Annotated in this window: 15 protein-coding genes and 5 pseudogenes; 15 read left to right on the top strand and 5 right to left on the bottom strand. The window is 70.4% G+C overall.

What is annotated here, in order from left to right:
• The first annotated feature begins 40 nt into the window (after window positions 1-40).
• From ACFY04_RS13840 to ACFY04_RS13910, 15 genes and pseudogenes are all read left to right on the top strand, one after another.
• Window positions 41-307 (top strand): GlsB/YeaQ/YmgE family stress response membrane protein, encoded by a 267-nt coding sequence (locus ACFY04_RS13840; protein ID WP_189744401.1) that lies wholly within the window; start codon window positions 41-43, stop codon window positions 305-307.
• A gap of 365 nt (window positions 308-672) precedes the next feature.
• Entirely contained in the window at window positions 673-1,152 is a 480-nt protein-coding gene (gene rraA / locus ACFY04_RS13845) for a ribonuclease E activity regulator RraA (protein WP_389116505.1), read from the top strand.
• A gap of 171 nt (window positions 1,153-1,323) precedes the next feature.
• A pseudogene (locus ACFY04_RS13850) lies at window positions 1,324-1,665 on the top strand (peptide-N4-asparagine amidase); the annotation flags it as partial.
• Between the two features lie 35 nt (window positions 1,666-1,700).
• Window positions 1,701-2,594 (top strand): annotated as a pseudogene (locus ACFY04_RS13855) (IS30 family transposase); the annotation flags it as partial.
• 5 nt (window positions 2,595-2,599) lie between these two features.
• Window positions 2,600-3,227: pseudogene (locus tag ACFY04_RS13860) on the top strand (DDE-type integrase/transposase/recombinase); the annotation flags it as partial.
• A 640-nt stretch (window positions 3,228-3,867) separates the two neighbouring features.
• The gene (locus ACFY04_RS13865; protein WP_389116506.1) at window positions 3,868-4,923 is read left to right on the top strand and encodes a Rieske 2Fe-2S domain-containing protein; all 1,056 of its coding nucleotides are present in this window, start codon (window positions 3,868-3,870) and stop codon (window positions 4,921-4,923) included.
• Window positions 4,924-4,982: 59 nt separating this feature from the next.
• Entirely contained in the window at window positions 4,983-6,326 is a 1,344-nt protein-coding gene (locus tag ACFY04_RS13870) for an acyltransferase domain-containing protein (RefSeq protein ID WP_389116508.1), read from the top strand.
• 11 nt (window positions 6,327-6,337) lie between these two features.
• A complete protein-coding gene (locus tag ACFY04_RS13875) occupies window positions 6,338-11,308 on the top strand; it encodes an SDR family NAD(P)-dependent oxidoreductase (RefSeq protein ID WP_389116509.1) in 4,971 nt (1,656 codons plus the stop codon).
• A complete protein-coding gene (locus ACFY04_RS13880) occupies window positions 11,305-12,006 on the top strand; it encodes a 4'-phosphopantetheinyl transferase family protein (protein WP_389116510.1) in 702 nt (233 codons plus the stop codon). The genes ACFY04_RS13875 and ACFY04_RS13880 overlap by 4 nt, the downstream gene beginning before the upstream one ends.
• Window positions 12,003-12,560: an acyl-CoA thioesterase gene (locus ACFY04_RS13885; protein WP_389116512.1), complete on the top strand. Its 558-nt coding sequence runs from the start codon at window positions 12,003-12,005 to the stop codon at window positions 12,558-12,560. Before ACFY04_RS13880 ends, ACFY04_RS13885 begins: the two co-directional genes overlap by 4 nt.
• Window positions 12,557-13,936, top strand: a complete 1,380-nt coding sequence (locus ACFY04_RS13890) for an NAD(P)/FAD-dependent oxidoreductase (protein WP_389116513.1) — start codon at window positions 12,557-12,559, stop codon at window positions 13,934-13,936. The genes ACFY04_RS13885 and ACFY04_RS13890 overlap by 4 nt, the downstream gene beginning before the upstream one ends.
• A 98-nt stretch (window positions 13,937-14,034) precedes the next feature.
• Entirely contained in the window at window positions 14,035-14,817 is a 783-nt protein-coding gene (locus tag ACFY04_RS13895; protein WP_389116514.1) for a hypothetical protein, read from the top strand.
• A 97-nt stretch (window positions 14,818-14,914) separates the two neighbouring features.
• Entirely contained in the window at window positions 14,915-15,304 is a 390-nt protein-coding gene (locus tag ACFY04_RS13900) for a nuclear transport factor 2 family protein (RefSeq protein WP_389116515.1), read from the top strand.
• A 438-nt stretch (window positions 15,305-15,742) separates the two neighbouring features.
• A pseudogene (locus tag ACFY04_RS13905) lies at window positions 15,743-16,015 on the top strand (IS21 family transposase); the annotation flags it as partial.
• Window positions 16,016-16,109: 94 nt separating this feature from the next.
• Window positions 16,110-16,832: pseudogene (locus tag ACFY04_RS13910) on the top strand (transposase); the annotation flags it as partial.
• Window positions 16,833-17,141: 309 nt separating this feature from the next.
• On the opposite strand, the gene ACFY04_RS13915 reads toward ACFY04_RS13910, so the two are convergent.
• From ACFY04_RS13915 to ACFY04_RS13935, 5 genes are all read right to left on the bottom strand, one after another.
• Complete coding sequence (locus ACFY04_RS13915; protein WP_389116518.1) at window positions 17,142-17,396, bottom strand: hypothetical protein; 255 nt, start codon at window positions 17,394-17,396, stop codon at window positions 17,142-17,144.
• Window positions 17,397-17,574: 178 nt separating this feature from the next.
• Entirely contained in the window at window positions 17,575-17,832 is a 258-nt protein-coding gene (locus ACFY04_RS13920) for a hypothetical protein (protein WP_389116520.1), read from the bottom strand.
• The gene (locus ACFY04_RS13925; RefSeq protein ID WP_389116522.1) at window positions 17,829-18,200 is read right to left on the bottom strand and encodes a hypothetical protein; all 372 of its coding nucleotides are present in this window, start codon (window positions 18,198-18,200) and stop codon (window positions 17,829-17,831) included. The genes ACFY04_RS13920 and ACFY04_RS13925 overlap by 4 nt, the downstream gene beginning before the upstream one ends.
• Before the next feature lie 1,127 nt (window positions 18,201-19,327).
• Window positions 19,328-19,777, bottom strand: a complete 450-nt coding sequence (locus ACFY04_RS13930; RefSeq protein ID WP_389116524.1) for a hypothetical protein — start codon at window positions 19,775-19,777, stop codon at window positions 19,328-19,330.
• Window positions 19,778-20,040: 263 nt separating this feature from the next.
• The gene (locus tag ACFY04_RS13935) at window positions 20,041-20,523 is read right to left on the bottom strand and encodes a hypothetical protein (RefSeq protein ID WP_389116525.1); all 483 of its coding nucleotides are present in this window, start codon (window positions 20,521-20,523) and stop codon (window positions 20,041-20,043) included.
• Window positions 20,524-20,729: the final 206 nt, after the last annotated feature.

Genomic DNA, 20,729 nt, shown 5'->3' on the forward strand with positions numbered 1-20,729 from the left:
CCAGGGGAACACCCGAACGACCGAAGCGGAGTGACTGGACATGGGGATCGTCAGCTGGATCATCCTGGGACTGCTGGCCGGGGGCATCGCCAAGGTCCTGCTGCCCGGCCGGGATCCCGGTGGCCTGATCGGGACCACCCTCATCGGCGTCGCCGGAGCCTTCATCGGCGGCTGGCTGTCGGCGAAGGTCCTGGACAAGCCCATCCAGACCGAGTTCTTCGACCTCGCCACCTGGGGCTCCGCCATCGCGGGCTCACTGGTCCTGCTGATCGGCTACCGCATCCTGTTCGGCAACTCCCGCAACTGACCCGGCCCCACGCGGTCCGAGCCCCGGCCGCTCGTGCGTCTCCCGCCGGGGATGACGGACAGCCCGCGCGCCGCCCCGTACCGAGCCCGCGTACGCCCGGCGACGCCCGGCGACGCCCGGCGACGCCCGGCCGCCCGTCACGTTCCGGCCGATGTCCGGCTCCGGCTTCAGATCGCCACACCACCGGCATCGCCACCGGCGACCAGCACCTCGCCCCGACCGCCGCCCAACTCCTCGGCCACGAGGCCCGGCTGTGCCGGCCCACCCGCTGGACGCAGGCCCCGGCCGCGCCGGACGAGCGGCCGATTACGCTGGCCGCACCGCCGCGATGTACGCGCACGGGCAGCGAGGAAACCGGTAGCCAGATGAGTGTCACCCCCGTCCCCACAGCCGACCTGTACGACGAGTTCGGCGAGTCCCTGGCCATCTGTGCCACCGGGTTCCGCCAGTTCGGCAGCCGCCGGCTGTTCGCCGGCCCCGTACGGACCGTGCGCTGCCACGAGGACAACGCGCTGCTGCGCACCCTCCTCCACACGCCGGGCGAGGGCGCGGTCCTCGTCGTGGACGGCGGCGGCTCGCCGCGTACCGCCCTCGTCGGCGACCTCATCGCGGGCGCGGCCGAGGCCAACGGCTGGGCTGGCCTGATCATCAACGGTTCGGTCCGCGACAGCGTCGCCCTCGGCGGGCTCGACCTCGGCATCAAGGCGCTCGGCACGGTCCCCCGCAAGAGCGGCAAGACCGGCGACGGCGCGGTCGACGAGCCCGTCACCATCGGCGACGTCACCTTCCGCGCGGGGGACACCGTCCACGCGGACGACGACGGCGTGATCGTCCTGCCCCGCTGACCTCCGGACCTCTGACCTCCGGACCGCTGACGTTCCGACCGCTGGCGTTCCGACCGCTGGCGCCCGGACCGGAGCCGACAGGACGGGGCGGTTCAGAACCGTCCAGAACCGGCCAGGGCCGGAGCACCGGCCCTGGCCCGGCCCCGGCGGGCCGGGTTTCACTGCGGGCCCATGAGACGACGACGCAGGTTCACCGGCCTGCTCGGCGCGATCGCGCTGACCGCCGCCACCCTGGCCGCCGCGGGCCCCGCGTACGCCGCCGGGACCCCGGCCGCGGACCCGCCGCCCGCCGAGTTCGGCACCGACTGGCACGACCCGCTCACCGCGGCCCCGCCCGTCGCCCGGCCCACGACCCGGTCCTGCCAGGTGACCCTCGCAGAGGCACAGTTCCGCGACTTCACGCCCTCCCGGGGCAACTACACACCGCCCGCCGCCTGCGCCGCCGACGGCTGGGCCAAGGTGGTCCTGCGCCTCGACGGCAAGGTCAAGGGCCGCCAGTACGACCTTGGGTTCTAGGAGTCGTTGCAACATCCCAGTTCGGGGATGCGATGGACTTCGAGATCCGCAAGGTGCGCACGGTTGCGCAGGGGCCCGTGAAGCTGCGCAGAGAGCGGGAGGCATACTCCCGGCTCGTGCAGCAGGGCGTGAGCAACACCGAGGCATGCCGCATCGTCGGCGTCAGTGACCGCACGGGCCGGAAGTGGCGCAATGGTCGCAATGCCGACCGACGGCAGAAGGCGGCACCACCGATTTCCATGGTGGTGCCGCCTTCTGGTGCGTCCAGGTATCTGCGTGAGGACGAGCGGATCCACATAGCGGACCGGTTGCGGGAGAAGGCCACGGTGCGGGCGATCGCCGCCGAGCTGAGCCGCAGCCCATCCACCGTCAGCCGGGAGATCCGCCGCAACCGCACCGACGGCACCCGCGGCAAGTGGCACTACCGGCCACACGCGGCCCAGGCCCGCACGGACGCCCGCCGGCCCCGCCCCAAGCCACGCAAGATCAGTGAGAATCCCGAGCTCCGGGCCGCCGTCCAGGCGATGCTGGACGAGAAGTGGAGCCCGGAGCAGATATGCCACGCTCTACGGGCCCAGTTCCCCGACCGGCCGGAGATGCACGTGGTCCACGAGACCGTCTACCAGGCCCTCTACATCCAGGGCAGAGGCCAGCTGCGGCGTGAGCTCGCAGGCGCCCTGCGTTCCGGGCGGGCCCGTCGCAGACCCCGGCAGCACGCCAACAGCCGCCAGCCCCGCTTCCGCGAGCCCATGGTGATGATCAGCGAACGGCCCGCCGAAGCCGAGGACCGGGCCATCCCCGGCCACTGGGAGGGCGATCTGATCATCGGCAAGGACGGGAAGTCCGCGATCGGCACCCTGGTCGAACGCGCCACCCGCTACGTCATGCTCCTGCACCTGCCGGGCGACCACGGGGCCGAAGCCGTCCTCACTCGCGGGCCACCGCCCACAAATGGGTGCGACGGTGGCGGGCCGAAGGTGAGGCCGGACTGCACGGCCGCTCCAGTCGGCCTCACACGACGCCGCACCGAACCCTGGCCGCCGGCGAGGCCAGGGTCGGTGACCTGCGGCGGGCCCGCAAGCTCGGCCCGGCCCGCATCGGCCCGATCCTCGGCCTGCCCGCCTCGACGGTCCACCGGATCCTGACCCGCCGCGGCCTGCACCGGCTCGCCTGGATCGACCGCCCCACCGGCACCGTGATCCGCCGCTACGAACGCGCCAGGCCCGGCGAACTCGTCCACGTCGACGTGAAGAAACTAACTCGGCAACATCCCCGACGGCGGCGGCCGGCGGACGGTGGGCCGCACCGCAGGCGACCGCAACCGCCAGGCCGCCACAACCCTGCGCAAGAGCAGCACACCGGTGATCGGCTACTCCTACATCCACTCCGCCGTCGACGACCACTCCCGCCTGGCCTACAGCGAAGTCCTCACCGACGAGCGCAAGGAGACCGCCGCCGGCTTCTGGACCCGGGCGAACGCGTTCTTCGCAGCCCACGGGATCACCGTCGAACGCGTCCTGACCGACAACGGATCCTGCTACAAGGCCAAGGTGTTGACCCAGACCCAGGCCGCAGCAGCGGGCGCTATGAAGCCGAGCACGGTCTGGATGGCGTCCGGACTGGCCCACCCGCCCCCGGCCCGCCTGACCGCCCGGGCCGACACCCCGGCCCGGCGCGACTGGTCTCGGTCGGCACGGAGCGGACCCCTGACCATCACCGGTCTGATCACGGACGACCGACCACCATCATGCATGCAAGTGCAATAGCGGCAGGGGGTCTGCGGCAGCACTCAGGATCTCACGGACGAGTTCAAGACCACCTCCCGAGCACAGTGCAGCAATCAGGCGAAGCGGGCCATGTCGGGACAAGGTTACCGCGCGCTCTCCTGGACCGGTCCGTCACTGCACCAGGGAACCGCACGTTGGCCTGCCCGGCTCTCCGGGAACGTCCAACGGCCACCGATCCGCGCGAGTGCGTGGGCACTGCGCACTTCCCGCCAGAATTCGATACGACACGGCGCAACACCATTCCACTCGTTTGACTGTTCGAACCGGGTGGGCATCCATGGAAAGGTCCGTCGGCCCTTTCGTGACATCAGGCAGATATGTGTCGGTGTGGCCGTTCCGGTCGAACGGGCCTGCCGTTTCGACGGCGGGCAGCACATTCAGGTATTCCGGCGTCCCGTCAGGAGGAATGCAGATGAGCGGCTGGCGTCATCACATCGTCAGGCGGGAGTCGCCGAAACTGCCGTACGCCAGTGGCGAAGCTCCGCTTCCCGGTCCCGAGGGCTGGGTCATGCTCGCACCGTCCACCGAGCTTCGCCCAGGCGATGTCGTCACCAGGCGCCTGATGGGCGAAGACGTCGTCATCTACCGCACCCGCGCCGGCCGCGTCAGGGTCGTGCGTCCGTATTGCCCCCATCTGGGCGCACACCTGGGCTGCGGCGGGAAGGTGGAGGGCGAGAACATCGTGTGCCCCTTCCACCACTTCGCTTTCGGGCCGGACGGTGATATCGCCCGCCTTGGTCCGGGCTACACCGGAAAGCTTCCCAGAGACGGTCTTACCGTTCTGCCGAGCGAGGAAGTCAACGATGGCATTTTCGCCTGGATCGGAACGCCCCGAGCGAAGGTCCCCTGGCGGATTCCCTCCCTCCTAGACGCCCGGGGTTCGCGTCCCCGGTTCACGGTCCTTGATCTGCATACCCACCCGCAAGAGGTATTCGAGAACATCGTCGACGTCGGTCACGTCCGTGCGCTGCACGGGTACACCGACGCCGAGCATGCCAGGCCCCCGGTCTCGGAGGGGCACACGTACTCCGTGCCCCTCCGGTTCGTCCGCCCCTTTCCGCCGTTCGGAAATCTCAGGGGCGAAACCGAGGTCACCATGTACGGTCTGGGGTTCATCCACGCCCGGTCCTGCGTACCCGAAATCGGCCTGGAAATCACAGTGATGCTTGCACCGCGTCTCATCGAGGCCTGGCGCATTCATCTCAGCGTCGGCGTCAGCGTGCTCCTGGCTCCTCAGACCCGCCCCTTCAACCGCCTGCCGCAGTCGTTCCTCCGTGCGATCGCAACCGCTGCCACCCCCCTGAACCTGCGCGCGGTCGCGGCGGACCTTTATGGCGACGTACCTGTGTGGAACACGAAGGTCTACGCATCTCCGCCCCGACTTGCCGCAGGGGACGGCCCCATCGGCGCATACCGCCACTGGGCCCGGCAGTTCTACCCTGCCGACAGGAGCGGACCCGATTCTTAACTCATGTCTCACCCGAATTGCAAAATCTCGTTGGTCATCTGAAAGGCGGTCGGTTCGGCATGCCCTACACGGCGATTCAGTTCCCGGGGCTCGGCAGCTATACACCTGGCAGTCTGCAACACTTGATCGCGGTCGATTTACGCGCGAAGGATTTGCTGGGCGAGGTGGACCAGGCGGCGAGGGAGTACGGCGTCCCGCCGGTGTCCGTCGCCCTCATCGATCCTGACGGGCCGGAAATCGAGGAGCTGGCGCAGACTCCGACCCGTCTGCATCTGGCCTCGCTCGCCTCGGGACTAGCCCTGTACGCGGCGCTCGTTACACGCGGTCGCCCCGGCGATGTGCTGGTCGGTCACAGCACGGGTGAGCTCACCGCGCTGGCCGCTGCCGGCTGCTTGTCCGCCTACGACGCCGCCCGGGTGATCTGTGAACGCGAAATCGCCCTGGCCGAAGGGGATCTCGCCGGCGGCCTCACGGCGCTGCGGATCGGCGCGCGTCGTGCCGAGCACTTGTGCGGCGCCGTGGGCGGCTGGTCGCTGCAGCCCTCCCTTTTCAACGCGCCACAGCAGACGGTGGTATCCGGCAGTGCCGAAGAGCTGCCCCTTTTGGAGAAGGCGGCCCGCGCCTTGGGCCTCCAGGCCACCAGGCTGCTCGTGATGTACCCGCACCACAACCCCATGCTCGCCGGGGCCGCCCGGCAGGTGGCCCGATCCACGACCACCTATCGGACACAGGAGCCACACGTGCGTGTGTTCTCCCCGCTCCTGCGTCAGCCGGTACGTACCGCCGACGACGTGCGAAGCATCATCGACCGGCACCTCACGGATCCCGTCTTCTTCGTCGAGGCCATACGGGAGCTGCACGCCTCCTACGGCGTCGAAAGGTTCCTGGAACTCGGGTCCAGGGCGATCCTCACCCCCTGTGCCGCCGAGTCCCTGCCGCCGGACGTGGAGCTGGTCGGACCGCCGCCCGGCACCACCGAAGGGTGCGCGGTGCTTGACGAGTTGATGCGGCAACGGCCCGGCGGATCTGCGCCGCCCGCGGCCGCAGCGACGGCAGCTCCTGCTCGCCCCGCCCCAGCGGCCACGCCGGCACACTCGATGGCGTCCTCCCGGAAGCTACCCGAGCGCGATGTCCTCGTCGCGGAGCTCCGCGGGACGTTCGCCGACGCGTTGGGCTATCCGGAAGAGGTCTTCACCGATGAAGCCCACCTGGAGGCGGACCTCGGCATCGCCTCGGTGAAGAGGACCGAGCTCCTCGTCGGGCTGCTCGACCGGTACGACCTTCCGACGCCGCCTGCCCACCTGCGGGTCCGGGACTACAACACATTGCCCAAGCTCGCCGACCTCATGCTGCTGCTGGCCGCCGAGGACACGGATGCGAGCGAGAGCGGCAAGGCCGCATGAGCCGGCCTCCCGTGGCAGGGGCCGCCGACGCCGTGCCGGACACCGGCTCCGCTCCGCAGGCACATCCGGAGCGTGAGATGCCCCGGGCTGTCGCGGTGGTCGGCATGGGGATCGCCGTACCCGGCGCCAACAGCCCGGAGGAGTTCTGGAAGGTACTGCTCAAGGAGCGGCACATGTTCGGCGCGCCCGGACACATGAGCCTTGACCACTGGTACTCGCCCGACCCCGAGGCCGGGGACAAGTCCCACGTCAAGAGCGGCGGCTATCCGCACACCATCCCCGTGCACCCGGACGACGACGCCGACTGCCTGGACCGTACGGGCCTGCTGCTGCGCCACTGTGTGCGGCAGGCCCTCGCCGAACCGGCACGCAGGCGGTCCGACCGGATGGGAGCCTACGTCGCGCTGCCGCCCGGCAGCCTCGCTCTGGAGGAATCCACGCTGCGTGCGACGGCCGCGGACGCACTCGAAGGTGCCGGCCGGGGCGATGGAACCAGGAGCGGGCTGCTGCGGGAGCGGTTCGCCGCACACTATCCGCATGCCGCGGAACATCCTCGGCGGACCTTCGCCGACCAGGTGATACACGGCGCGTGCGCCGGGCTGCTGCCCGGTGGCAGCGAGATGCAAGCCGTCGACTCCGCCTGCTCTTCCTCCCTGTACGCCATCGATCTCGCGGTCAAGGCCTTGCTGGCCGGTGAGCGGGATCTGGTGGTGTGCGGCGGGGCGAATACCGGATCGCGGCGTGATCTCGTCCTCTTCTCCAAAGCGCGGGGGTTCTCGCACAGCGGCCAGTTGCGCGCCTTCGACGCCGATGCGGACGGGACGCTTTTCTCGGACTCGGCCGCAGTGATCGCGCTCAAGCGCCTGGACCGTGCGCTCGACGACGGAGACGAGGTCCTGGGCCTGTTGGGCGGATTCGGTGCCTCGGTGGACGGTGCGGGGAGCTTGGTGGCCCCGGACCGGGAAGGGCAGAAGCTGTCGGTGCGCCGCGCCCGCAGTGTCGGTGGCCTCAAGCCGTCGGATGTCGACTGGATCGTGGGACACGGCAGCGGGACCCCGGTCGGCGACACGGTGGAGCTGGAGGGTCTTGCCGAGCTCGCCGGGGATTCGGTCCAGTTGATTACTTCAAACAAGCCGCTGGTGGGGCACGGGGCCTGGGCCGCGGGTGCGGTTTCCGTCATCCATGTCCTGCTCGCGCTGCGCCACGGGGTCATCCCGGGCGAGCGCTTCTTCTCCCGTCTGCCGGACGGCATCCGCACGGGCAAGCTGATCGTTCCGCACGTCGACACCCCGTGGCGGGCAGGTGCCGACCGTGTCCGTACGGCGGGCATCTGCGCGTACGGCCTCGGAGGCGGCAATGCCCACCTCCTTGTGCACGGTGCCGAAGCGGTGCGCGGACCCATGCCGCGAGCGGGTACCGGTGCCGGGGAAGACGGCACAAAGACCGCAGACGATCCGGTGGTCCTGGTCGGCTGGGGCGCACACCTGCCCGGGGAACCGTCCCCGCAGGACGTCACGGACTGGTTGCGCGGCAACGGCCCGGCACCGGCCGCCACCTTCGGCGAGGAGTACCCGCTCCCGCCCTTCCGGCAGCTGCGGATGCCCCCGGTCACCGCACGCAGCATCGACCGTACGCACCTGATGGCGATCTCGGCCGCGGCACGGTTCGTCGAGGAACACGGCGAACTGTGGGATTTCTGCCGTGCCACCACCGGCGTATTCACGGGCCACACGGGTCCCACCCGCGCCATGACCGAGTACACCGTCCGGGTAGCCGCTGATGATCTTCTCGCGGTGGCGGAGGCGGCCTGCGGCCGGCAGGGCGGGGAGTCGATGCACGCATACCTCGACCGCGTGCGCGAGCGTCTGCCGGCCGCGAACGATGCGAGCATGCCGGGCCAGCTCGCCAACATGATCTCCTGCCAGGTCGCCAACCGGCACCGCTTGCACGGCATGGCGCTCGCCCTGGACGCGGGGCGCTCCTCCACCCAGGCCGCCCTCCACACCGCCGGCCGCTACCTCGCCTCCGGGGAGCTGGACATGGCTCTGGTCGTGGGGGCCAGCGGTCACTCCGGCCTCCTGGCCGAGGCACTGACGGAAACCTCCGCCTCCCTGGCCGAAGGCGCCGTCGTCATGGCCCTGACCCGCAAGTCCGTGGCCGACCGGCAGGGCTGGCCCTGCCTCGCCCGCATCACCACCTCCGCGTGCGCGGCCGACGACCCAGACCGGGACTCCGGCCGGACGGGTGCCGATGCGGAGGCCGCTGAGATCGGACCGCCCGAGTCCTCTCGTGACTACCAGGGAGCGGACGGCGCCCTCTCCGTGCTCCGCGCTGTCTACTGTGGACTGTCCAGTGCCGTGGTACGCAACGCCGACCAGGGACCACGCGTCGTCGTGCACCCTCTGCTCTCCGGCGCGGACACACCCGCCGCCGGGCGGAGGGGCACCCCCTCGGAGGCCGCGTCCGAGGGGACACCCGCACACAAGCGGGGCGAGCCCGCAACGCCACCGTCGACCACCGTGGACCGCGCCGTCATCGCCTACCGCCGGCGGGACCCGGTCGCGGTCGAATCGCGAGCCGCCGACGAGGCTCTCGGCCCGGCGATCCGGCCCGACTCCCTCATCCTCGTGCACTCCGCGGCCCTCGCCCGGGATCTCACCCCCCTGGCCCGCAAGCATGGCGCACGGATCGTCAGCAGCGACCCTCGGACAGAACGCGACGAGGTGGTCGCCCTGGCGGGACCGGACGAGGAAGTGGCATCGTCCACCTGGGCGGTCCGGGACGCGGCGGGCGGCCCTCATCTGCTCGTCATCGCCTCGGCCCGAGAGCCGGAGAGCGTCTGGCCCGCACCGCCGCCCTCGCCACTGCTGAGGTTGCAGGAGTGCCTGCTGTCCGCCGTGCGGGAGATACCACCCGGCGCGACCGGTTCCGTCGAGGCCCTACTGCTCGATCCGCTGCGCGGCCACACCACCCATCCGCACCTGACCCTCGTCACCGGATTCCTCCGCAGCCTGGCCCTCGAACTGCCCTGCCCCGTCCACGCGGTGGTCACCGACGCCACCCTGGAAGCCGGGCTCGAACAGCTCGCCGTCGAGCGCGCGGCGCGGCGCGAGGGGGCCGTCGTCCAGTACCGCCAAGGACTGCGCCACGTCGAGGTGGTCATTCCCGCACCGCTCCCCGCCGCACGCATAGCCGCCCCGCTGCCCCTCGACCGCGACTCCGTGGTGGTCGCCACCGGCGGCGCCCGGGGCGCCACCGCCGTGGCCGTCACCGCGCTGGCCCGGCGAGTCCGTCCCCGCGTCTGGCTGCTGGGCACCACCCCCGCTGACGGCGTCGTGCCGCCGGAGTTGCTCGACGTCCCCGAGGGCGAGCTCACCCGAGCCCGCCGCGCCTACCTCAGGCGAGAACTCGCGACCCGGCCGGGCACCGCGATCGGCGACCTCAACCGGCAGTTCGACGCGCTGCTGCGCGACCGCGAGATCCAGTCGACGCTGCGCGAACTGCGCGGGCTGTGCGGCCCGGACCGTGTCCACTACCTGGTGTGCGACCTACGCGACCGCGAGCAGGTCATGGACACCGCACGGCAGATCCACGCGCACGAAGGCCGCGTCGACCTGCTGATCCACGGCGCCGGGCTGATCCGGTCGTCCGCTGTCACCGAGAAGTCACTGGGCGACTTCCGTGCCGTACGCGACACCAAGGTCGCCGGATACCACCACCTCAAGGAGGCATTCGCCTCCCCGGCCCCACGGCTGTGGTGCACCTTCTCCTCCGTGAGCGCCCTGACCGGTGGCGCGGGCGACACCGACTACTCGGCAGCGAACGAGTACCTGCTCGCTGCGGCCCGTGCCGAACACGGGCGTCGCGCGGACGAGTTCGCCGTCGCCTGGGGGCTGTGGCGGGACACCGGCATGGTCAGGGACGTGGCGGACGGCATCGCACGACGGCTCGGCATCGACGGCATGAGCAATACCGAAGGAGCCGCCGCCTTCCTCGCCGAAATCTCCTCGCCACGCCCTCTCGAAGCCGCACCCGTACTCGGGCCACGGCGGGATCGGGCGAAGGGAGACGGCGCGGCCACCGGCCCCACGCCCCTTCCCCCCGGCGGGCTGCTCGGCGCCCCGGACACGAGCGGGCCGGCGGGCGCCGACTGGTCCTGGCGCCCCGACCCCGACCGGGACACCTACCTCGCCGAACACCTCGTCGAAGGCCGGCCGTTGCTGCCCGCCGTGATGATGCTCGCATTGGCCGCCGAGGCGGCCCGTCACCTGTCGCGCGGCGCGGACGTGACCGGCTTCCGGGACCTCACCGTTCACGAGCCCCTCTACACCTCTCCCCGGAGTGCCTCGGTCACCTGCCGGATCACGGCCGAGCGGACCGGCCCGAACCGGGTCCGGGTCGGACTCCATTCCGACCTGACCACTCAGCGCGGTCGGATCCTGCTCCGGGACCGTCCGCACTGCCGGGTCGATGTGGTCCTGGGCACCCGGCCGCACCCACCCGCGGCACCGCCCCCTGCCGTGCTCCCTCCGCTGGAGGACTGCCCGACCGCCCGGCCCGACAGCTCGGTCCAGCTCTCCGGTGTGTGGCGGACCAACCTGCACCCCGCCGCGGACACCGAAACAGCCGAGGCACTCTGGCACCCTCGTCTGGAACCCGACGGCGTCTTCGCCCGTCTCGCCATACCGGCCCTCCTCATCGACTCGACCGCACGGCTCTTCCGCTACCCGCCCCAGCCGAGTGGGGAGCACGTCATGGGCGTACCGCTGTCCATGGCGGGCATCGACCTGTTCACCGGCGCCACCGACACCGAGCTCGCCGCCGCCCACCCCGAAGGGCTGCGCCTGCACTACCGCGCCGCGGACGACCGGGCGGTCGCCGTGGCGCGGGACGGCACGGTTCAACTCTCCGTCACCGGTCTCAAGCTGCATGTCACGGACCGGTTCCCGGCCACCATCCGGTACCCGGAGTGGCGGCCGTGACCGGGCCGGGAACGAGCTGCCCGCCGGAGGTGCTGTGGCTCGGGCTCGACCGCCCTGCCGACTCCTGGTGGCTGCTGCTCGACGCCCGCGAACGCCGCCGCGCCCGTGCCCTGCCCTGCCCGCTGATACGGAGGCGCTTCATTGTCCGGCGAGGCATGGTGAAACAGGTGCTCGCACACCGGACCGGGCTGCCCGCGGCGGAGGTGACGATCCATGCCGACGCCGAGGGCAGGCCGATGGTCACGGCGTGCCCGCGCCTGCGGTTCAGCGTCTCCCATCGCGGACCTCTCGCTGTTCTCGCCCTGAGCGGGGACGGCTCCCGAGTGGGCGTCGACCTCGAACGCGTCAGCGCCCACCGGGTCACCCCGCGCATGCTGGCCTACACCCTCACTCCGCGCGAGCGGCACGCCCTCACCCGGCTCCCGCCCCGTGAACGCACACGCGCGTTCCATGCCGTGTGGACCGCGAAGGAAGCGGTCGCCAAGGCCACCGGGTACGATCTCGCCTCCTGCTTCATCCGGATCGACGTAGCCCTCGGTCCGCCAGGAGACCTGGGCGGGCTTACGTACGGACAGCATCTGGCCCGCGATCTCACCTGCCCGCCGTCCGCGTGGCCCATCACCCGGCCCGCCGCACCGCTCCCCGGCTACGCCACCGCCCTCGTCACCCTGCCGACCAGCCAGGAAGAACGATCATGACGCACCTCGACAGCCAGGCGGCCGCCTCGGACGGCACCCCGCTCGCCTCCTCCGCGGAGACCGACGGTTTCACCATCGAGCACGTCGTCACTGCGGGGGACACCAGCGCCGTCGGCCCCGTCTACTACGCCCGCCTGATCGACTGGCAGGGACGCTGCCGCGAGCAGGCGGGCATGGCCGGCGCCCCCGTGTTCAGCTCCGACATCTCCGGTGAGCACGCGATGCTGACCCGCTCGTGCTCCTGCGAGTACGAAAGGGAACTCTGGTTCGGCGACCAGGTCGCCATCCGGCTCACCGTTCCCTGGGTGCGACTACACCTGATGAAGGGAGAGTTCCGCTTCTACCGGATCACGGGCCCTGGCGACCCGGGAGGGGAACTCGTCGCCCGCGGCGAGCAGATCTGGGCCAGCGCACACCGGGCCGGCGACCACTACGAGCCCGGTCCCTGGCCCGCGGAACTCGTACGCTGTGCCGCCCGGCTGGGGGCCGACGTCAGCCGCGCCCAGATCGCAGAGCCCTACCGAACGGTCCACAGGTCCGAGGAGGCCCCATGAGCGCACGGCGAGCAACCCACCGCGACCACGCGCTCGTCTTCGGTGCCGGAATCGCCGGGCTGACGGCCGCCGCCGTCCTCGCCGACCACTTTGCGAACGTCACACTCATCGATGCCGACCATCTGCCGGAATCTCCCGTCCGGCGCCCGGGCGTCCCGCAGGGCGACCACATCCACGGACTGCTCGTCGGCGGCCAGCGCACCCTGGAGGAGCTGCTGCCGGGCATCGGCGCCGAACTGCGCCAAGCCGGCGCCGTCACGGTCGACATGGGCGCCGACTTCCTGCTCGGCACCAACTGCGGCTGGGGCACGCGCTTTCCCTCCGACCTCACCGGCGTCACCGCCAGCCGCGCCCTTTTCGAATGGGCCATCCGTCGCCGCGTCCTCGCCCTGCCCGGTCTCACGCTCCTGCAGAAGCACCGCGTCGACGGGCTGACCGGAGGCTCGGGCGTCGTCCACGCCGCCCGGATCCGATCGTCGGAAGGTGAAGTGCTGACCCACGAGGCGGACTTCTTCGTCGACGCCACGGGACGCGGCTCTCGCGCCGGCCACTGGCTCACCGAGCTCGGCTATCCGGAACTGCCGCAGTCCACCGTCGACCCGCACGTCACCTACGCCAGCCGCACGTACCTGCCACCACGCGAAGCCCCGGACTGGCTCGCCTGCTATCTCATGGTCACCGGCCCACCGCAGACCGGCGGCGGCAGCATCGCCACCATCGAAGGCGGACGCTGGATCGTCACGCTCAACGGACTCGGCCCCCACGGCCCCACCGCCGACGAGGCGGGCTTCCTGCCGTTCGCCGAGACGCTGCCCCACCCCGTCATCGCCGAAGCGCTCTCCTCGGCACAACCCCTCACACCAGTCATCACGACTCACGCCACCGCCAACCGGCGCCGTCACATGGAACGGATGCCCGATCAGCCTGCCAACTTCGTTCTCCTGGGCGACTCCGCTTGCTGCTTCAACCCCGTCTACGCCCAGGGAATGACCGCGGCCGTCCGCAGCGTGGCGCTCCTGCGAGCCTTTCTCCCCCAGCACCTCGAAGGCAAGGCCCCCGCCGCTCGCTTCCACCGGCAGCTGGCCGCCATGCTCGACACGTACTGGCTGCTGGCCACCACCGTCGACCTGCGCCACCCCACCACCCAGGGGGACCCGCCCGGCGGCCTCCAGCGCCTCCTGGCCACCGGGCTGGACCGCCTGCTCGCCGCCGGCACCCGTGACCACCACGCCCAGCACGTCTTCCTCGAAGCCCTCAACATGCTGCGCGGCCCCGCCTCACTCCTCTCCCCTCAGCTCGCCCTGCGCCTGCTGCGCGCGCACACCCCACGCACCCCTCCGACCGCCTGCCACCCACCCCCCGCGCCACGCCGCTGACCTCCCGCAGCCCGCCGCCCGCAGCCCGCGGCTGCCTGGGCCGGCCCCGCTTCCCAAGCGCTTCACCGCCATTGGCTTCCGCGTCAGAACAGGTTGAGATGCCCGCGATATCACAGACTGCCGGAACGGCCATCGGCCTGGCTCTCGGCATCCTCTCCGCAATCGCCCTGACCGTCTGGGGCGTCTACGAGTGGCGACGCAAGGGCCGGTGCCAGTTGCTCATCCTGGTCGCCGGATCCGCCATAGGATTCCTGACCTCGCCAGGACTGGATCTCGTCGCCAACACCAAACTTCCGCCCCCGGCGGCCATCTCCCCGAACGTCTACCGGCTCTTCGAGCTGGATGAACCCCTCTGGGTCTTCCCCACCTATCCACTGTTCCTCGCCCTACCGGCATACCTGACGTTCGTTGCCCTGGACGAACAGTGGCCGCGCAGGAAGCTCTGGATGTCCATCGCGCCCATCATCGCGAGCAACTTCATCGGCGAGATCTTCCTCATTCGCGTGGCAGGCCTCTACTGGTACGCGGGGCAGCAGCCGTTCCTGGTCCTCGGGGCATCTCCCATGTGGGAAGTGGTCTACGTGACCGCGAGCATGCTCATGGGCGCGCTCCTCCACTTCCTCGGACGCCGCCTGCGCGGCGCGGCCTGGCTCCTGACCCTCCCCGTCATCGGCAGCGGCTTCATGGGATTCATGGTGGTCGCCGGTTGGCCCGGGATGGTCGCGGTGCACGGGGAGGTATCCCAACCGATGGTGCCCGTACTCGGACTCGCCAGCCTGGCATGTTGCGCCGCCATCCTGTACATGATCTCCCTCCACCTGCGCGGGCCCGACCCCCTCCGCGCTCCCACAGCCAAGGCACACACCGCCGAACCCGGCTGAACCGGTTCGACTCTTCCGCTGGGCATCCGCGGCACGACATCACACGCTTCGCCGGCAAATGCCCGTAGACCGCAGACTTGAGCCGAAAGGACGGATAATGGGTAGGAACACCAAGACGCTACAGCGCTTCCTAGCTCTGATCGAGTCGGGCGCGATCGAAGAGGCTCTCCGCCTCATGGACCCCAAGGTGGTCATCCACGAGGCGGAGAGCCTGCCCTATTCCGGGGACTTCCAGGGCCCCGAGGGCTTCGTCCGGCTGGCGGAAACGGTCTTCGGCCTGGCCACTTTGAGCCTTAGCGACGTGAGGCTGCTGGAGGACGGTGACACCGTGATCTCGCGGTCCAAGGCCACGTTCACCGCCCGCGCCACAGGACGGGTCCTCGAAACCGAAGTCGTCGAGCTCTACACGTTTCACAACGGCCGAATCATCGACATCGACGCCTTCTACAAGGACACCCGCGCGGTCGTGGAGCTCCTGAGCCCGTAAACACACCGGCCGCACCCGGCGCCGCCCGGACCTTTCGGCTCGCCCGTGCCCGACACAGCCCTGTTGGCGCGGCCGTGACCCGCCCGGTTCGCTCGGTGAGGCGTGTCGGCCCAGCCATACTGCGTGATCTCTGCGGCGATCTCAATGCCACGGATGCTCCCGAGTGCAGACAGGGGCGGGCCCCGGCTGCATCGTCGGATGCGGGCCCCAAGGGTTCGCGGACCCCTGCGTGTCTCCACGGGTTGCCGACGCCGCGGGCACCGGATAGTTGGTACGAAGGCCGGCGCGGCGGGAGCGCCCATTTGTTGGCAACGGGTGAAATGAGGGCCACGGACGGCGGATCAAAAGCGGGCCACTCTGCGATCTCTTGATCCTCCTGACTTCATCGGTACTGGAGTCAGGAGGAAGAGAGGGTGATCCACGTGGGACTGGGCTGAGATCCGTCGGTTGCACCGGGGTGAGGGTTTGTCGGCCGGGGCTGTGGCCCGGCAGCTGGGTATCTCCCGGGGCACCGTGTTGCGGGCACTGGCCTCGGACCGTCCGCCGCAGTACCGGCGGGCGCCGAAAGGCTCGGCGGTGGACGCGGTCGAACCCGCGATCCGCGAACTGCTCAAAGCGACCCCCACGATGCCCGCCACCGTGATCGCGGGGCGGATCGGGTGGGAACACGGGCTGACGATCCTGCGGGATCGGGTGCGTGAGCTGCGGCCCTGGAGATTCGGTAGCTGCGGGCGGAGGACTTCGCGATGCCCGCGCCGGTGAGGTAGCGCTCGACCGCGGCGGTGTACGACGCGGCGGGGCGGAGACCACCCGCGAACGCTGGCACAAGATCCACGACCTCCTCGGCCAGGGCGTCGGCCTGCTCGACTGCTCCCGCCGCCTGGGCCTGGCCCTGAACACCGTCAAGCGCTACGCCCGCATTCCCGAACCCCAGGCCCTGCGCATCGCCCCCGCCTACCGGCCCACCCTTGTCGACCCCTACCGCGAGCACCTGCGCCGGCGCCGTGCCGAGGAACCGTCCGTCCCGGTCACCCACCTCCTCGAAGAGATACGGGAGTTGGGCTACACCGGCAGCGCCAACCTTCTGGTCCGCTACCTCAACCAGGGCCGCGCCGAAGGCGACCGTCCCGTCACAACCCCACATCATGTCAGCCGCCTCCTGCTCACCGACCCCGAAAACCTACGTCCGAAGGAAACGACCCTGCTGGAGAAGATCGCCGCGGCCTGCCCGGAGATGACCGCACTCGCCGATCTCGTACGCGGCTTCGCCGCCCTGCTGAAACCGGCCGACGGCAACGACGTGAAACTCACCGAGTGGATCACGGCCACCCGCGCCGTCGACCTGCCCCACCTGCGCAGCCTCACCAACGGCCTCGAAATCGACTGCCCCGCCGTGAACGACGGCCTCACCCTGCCCTACCACAACGGCCGCACCGAAGGCGTCAACACCCGCACCAAAAGGATCAGGCGCCAGATGCACGGCCGCGCCGGATTAGACCTCCTCCGCCACCGCATCCTCCTCCAATGACAACGGAACGTCACCACCGACTACGGAGAGGAGTCGCTTGTTTGACAGACCCGTCACCGGCGAGGCGTAGAAGGCGGCCCGCCGCGGCCTCACGGAGACGGCCAGGGAGTCCCTGCAGCGCACCGTCCGGACCGCGGCCGCACTCGCCGACGGCGACACCGATTTCCTGTAGCGGCTCCGCGACGCCGGGCTGCGCGTCCGCGAGCGCTACGGCGACGACGGCGCCCTGGTCGGGTACTCGGTGGCGCTGCCCTGTGAGCGCGCGGACCGCGGATCCCGCCCGGTCTGGTTCGCCGGCTCGACCCTCGCCTACGACTTGTCCCTGCCCTGGGTCCGCGAGCGCTTCACCCGCACGCCACCCCGGCCGACTGGGCGCTCGTCGAGCACCGGATCCGCGAGGCTTCCGCGCTTCTGGGCCGCGCCGGACAAGCCTCCGGCGCCGGCGATGTCGCCGCCCTCGGCGACCTCCTGGTGGTGGCCGCCGCCCATCGGCAGCAGGCCGCGCCAGCCAGGGGGCGCGACGCCCGGTGCTGCTCCCGGGTTACAGTCCGGGTCAATCGCCACCGGAGCGGCGGCTCGCCAGCGAGCCCGGTCGGGTCATTGCCCAGGCCGCCTGTGCCCGCCAAACGTGTCACCGGGTGGGGCATCGCGCCTCTCGCGTCCTCAGCCCCGTCACCACCGCAGGCTCTGACCTCGCCGAACCGGGTGGCGTTGCACACTCGTAGGCGTCTTCACGGGAGTGTCACCACTGCAGAGCGGTGATCTGCACGATGTACACGCGCTCGCGGCGGACGACGACCTGGTACGTGATCATTCCGCCGGGGATCGTGAGGGTGGCGCCTTTGGGGTCGAGTCCCTGATGGTCGCCAGCGTGGAGGTAGGTGATCTCACACATGCGGACCAGCTCGTCGGCCTTCTTCTCCACTTCCCGCAGAAACGGGGCCGGGGCGGTCTGGGCTGTCGCCTCGGCGCTGAAGGCGTACTCCCACTTCCAGCTCAACCGCGCACCGCCTGCTGGGCTCCATCGAGTACGGCGCTGATCTCGGCGAGGGCCTTGTTCACAGCGTCCTCGTCGTCGTGCTCGTGCTTGTCGTACATGGCCAAAACGTTCTGCGCCTGCTGATAGCGCGTACGCAGATCCACACGCCTGGCGATCTCGATGTTCTGCGCCCAGAGCAGCAGCCACGCCTGGATCGGGGCCAGCGACTTGTGGTCGATGGCCTGGGAGAACGCTTCGTCCATCGTGCGCTGCATCTCGTCCAGCCGGGACGGGTCAACCCTGGCCAGAGCGGCCCGCAACGCGCCAGCGGTGCGTTCGGGCCGGGGGATCAGTTCATCCGCGGTGTGATGCTGGGGTGCCGGTGCCACGGGGGGCTCCTTCCATCAGGAGTCCGAACCTACCGACAACCGCGTGATCATTTCCCACTGTGGCCCCCTTCACAGCACTGAGCCCCACGATCCGCAACGAAGCCAGCGCGCAAGGACCTGCTGGCCCTCTCCCACCAGAGGCATCAGTGACGAGGAGCAGGCCGCGCACAGTCCGGGTACATCTCGGGTGCTAAGCCTCGTCCCCGGGTATGCGAATCTGCAGTTCAGGGGCGTGGGTGACCTTCGGGAGGCCGCCTGGTTCGACCCGTTCGACAACCACAGCATCAGGGACCCCCGGCGAGGCTTCCGGCGGTAGACCGTAGCTCCTCGTGCTGGCCGACTGTGCAGACGCCAGCGCGAGGAGCACCGGCCTTCTACTGCGCCCAGTGGATGCCGAGGTCGGCGAGGCGCGGCGCGCTGCGGCGGGTGGAGTCGGGCGCGGCGGGAGCGTGCGGTGCACGGCGCGGGATGTGGCGGTGCCGTGTCCGGTGTGCGGGACCTCTTGTGTGCTCACGAACCGGCTGAATGTGTGTGCAGGACGTCCATAGCCCCTGGGCGTCCGCACAGCTCCACCGTTCCCCATGGGGCGGGTGTTTAACGATGTTGAGGCGGCCGGGATGGGAGGCGAGTATGGCGTGGACGGACCATGACGCCTCCTGGCTCCGCTGGGCCTCAGCCATGCTGCCGCTACCTGACGGTAGTGGCTCATGGCCTTGGGCGTCAGGCCGATGGCCTTGGCGTAGTCCGACAGCTTTCTCCCGGCGAATGGATCATTCAGGGGCACCGCATCCAAGGCCAGGCCCCCGAGCATGAATCGTGCTCCTGTATCCATGTGGGCCTTCACCCGGTACGCGGCTACTTCGGCGTAGAACGCGTCGCAGATTCCTTCCCACCAGGTCCGCATGGAGCCGGCGGCGAACACTTCGTCGAGTGGGGCCAGCCCGTATCCGCACACGGCACAGATGATCTGGCTCCCATCAGGGCCGATGTCGATCGGCTGCCGCTGGTAGCAGTACTTGCAGTACCAGACCATGGGAATCAGTTTGCGGCGGGTCATGGTGATGGCTCCCGTCCGCTTCTCTCCGGCCGCGCAGCGTGTCGCGCGTTGATACCGGTGGATGCCGCGTTCAGTGATTGGGTGGCGGTGTCGAGGCAGGCGCGGACCGCTGCGGGGCCGGCGCCGGTGCGGGTGAGCCGGTCGGCGTCGACGAGGCTGGCAGCGGCCAGGGCGGAGTCTCCGGCGGCCAAGGACAGGAGGCTGGGGTCGTCGTCGAGTGTGGCTTCGATGGCGCTGCGGACCAGGCGAAGGCTGAGGAGGCGCAGGCGGGTTTCGTCGGCGGTGAGGGGACGGCGGAGCAGTAGCCGGCCAGGAGCCGGGTGAGACCACGTGGGGGCTCTTGCACGGGGTCGGCGCGTATGGCGGCGTCGAGTTTGGTCTTGGCGAGCAGGACACCGAGGAGCAGGGCGGTGTCGGTGCGCTTGGGGCCGTCCGGCCGCTGCTGCGCATCGAGCTTCGGGGCCACGCCGAGGTCGGCCAGCGCGCGGTAGAGGGTCCGCGCGCTGGCCGGACGTCGCATGGCCGGGAGTGCCATCACGAACCCTCCCGGACGTGTGCCCTCTGGGTACCCGAAGAGTGTCCCTCGCGTTCGTGGTACCGGCGGGCGCCGGCGTGGTTTAGCGCCCCCATGTCGCCTTGCGTGCGGCGGGGCCTTGGCTTCTCGTCCTCGGCCGCCGGTTCGAGCCCGAGGTATTCCGGCGCGGGCGTCGGCTCGCGCATTCTTCAGCCAGATGCGACCTTGTGGCCGTGGTGGACGGCCACAAGGTCGTCGGGATCGTCGCGCTAGCCGACGTCGCACGCGCCCTGCCGGACCCCAAGGTCGGCGACCTGCTCCCTCCTGGCTGCCGTTGTTCTGTGCCCGCTGCGCGATATTTGAGGACGGTCGCGTTTGCAGGGCGCAGGCCGCTCGAGCTCCCACTGCTCCCGCTGGGTCGCCAGTGCGGCTGCGGCTGCGGTGACGTCGACGGCGTCGTCGTCCGGCCCGCTCAGCGCGAGGGCGAGCTTCGACTCATGGGGGAGCCGCTCCCAGTCGATGTCGTGTTCGTTCGCGAGTCGCTGTGCCTCGCCGCACTCCGCGACCACTCGCTTCCACAGCACCGCCAGCTGCTCGTACCAGGACCCCGACCTGCCCGGCCCAGCACCGGGACCGAGAAGGAACTCCTTCCAGGCGCCCGAGCCCAGGGCGGTGACGGTGAGGCCGCCGTCCCGCGTACCCGGAGCCGCCGGCTGCGCGAAGGCCGTATCGAGGAGGTTCCGAACGCTCATGCCAACATCAACGACGGCGCCCGGCTCGAAGGCACTCCTGTCCGCGCCCCGCAGCGGGCCGCCTGCGCCCACAACGGGCGAGTGGCGTATACGCCCGGCCGATGCAACGGTTAAGAAGTCATCTCATTTGGCTGGTTGGGTAGGCTGTCGGTCGTGGTGGGGATCGTTGAGCGGCTGGTGCCGGATGAGTTGTGGGTGTTGTTCCA

Source organism: Streptomyces sp. NPDC001549, assembly GCF_042894025.1.
GTDB classification, from domain to species: domain Bacteria; phylum Actinomycetota; class Actinomycetes; order Streptomycetales; family Streptomycetaceae; genus Streptomyces; species Streptomyces kutzneri.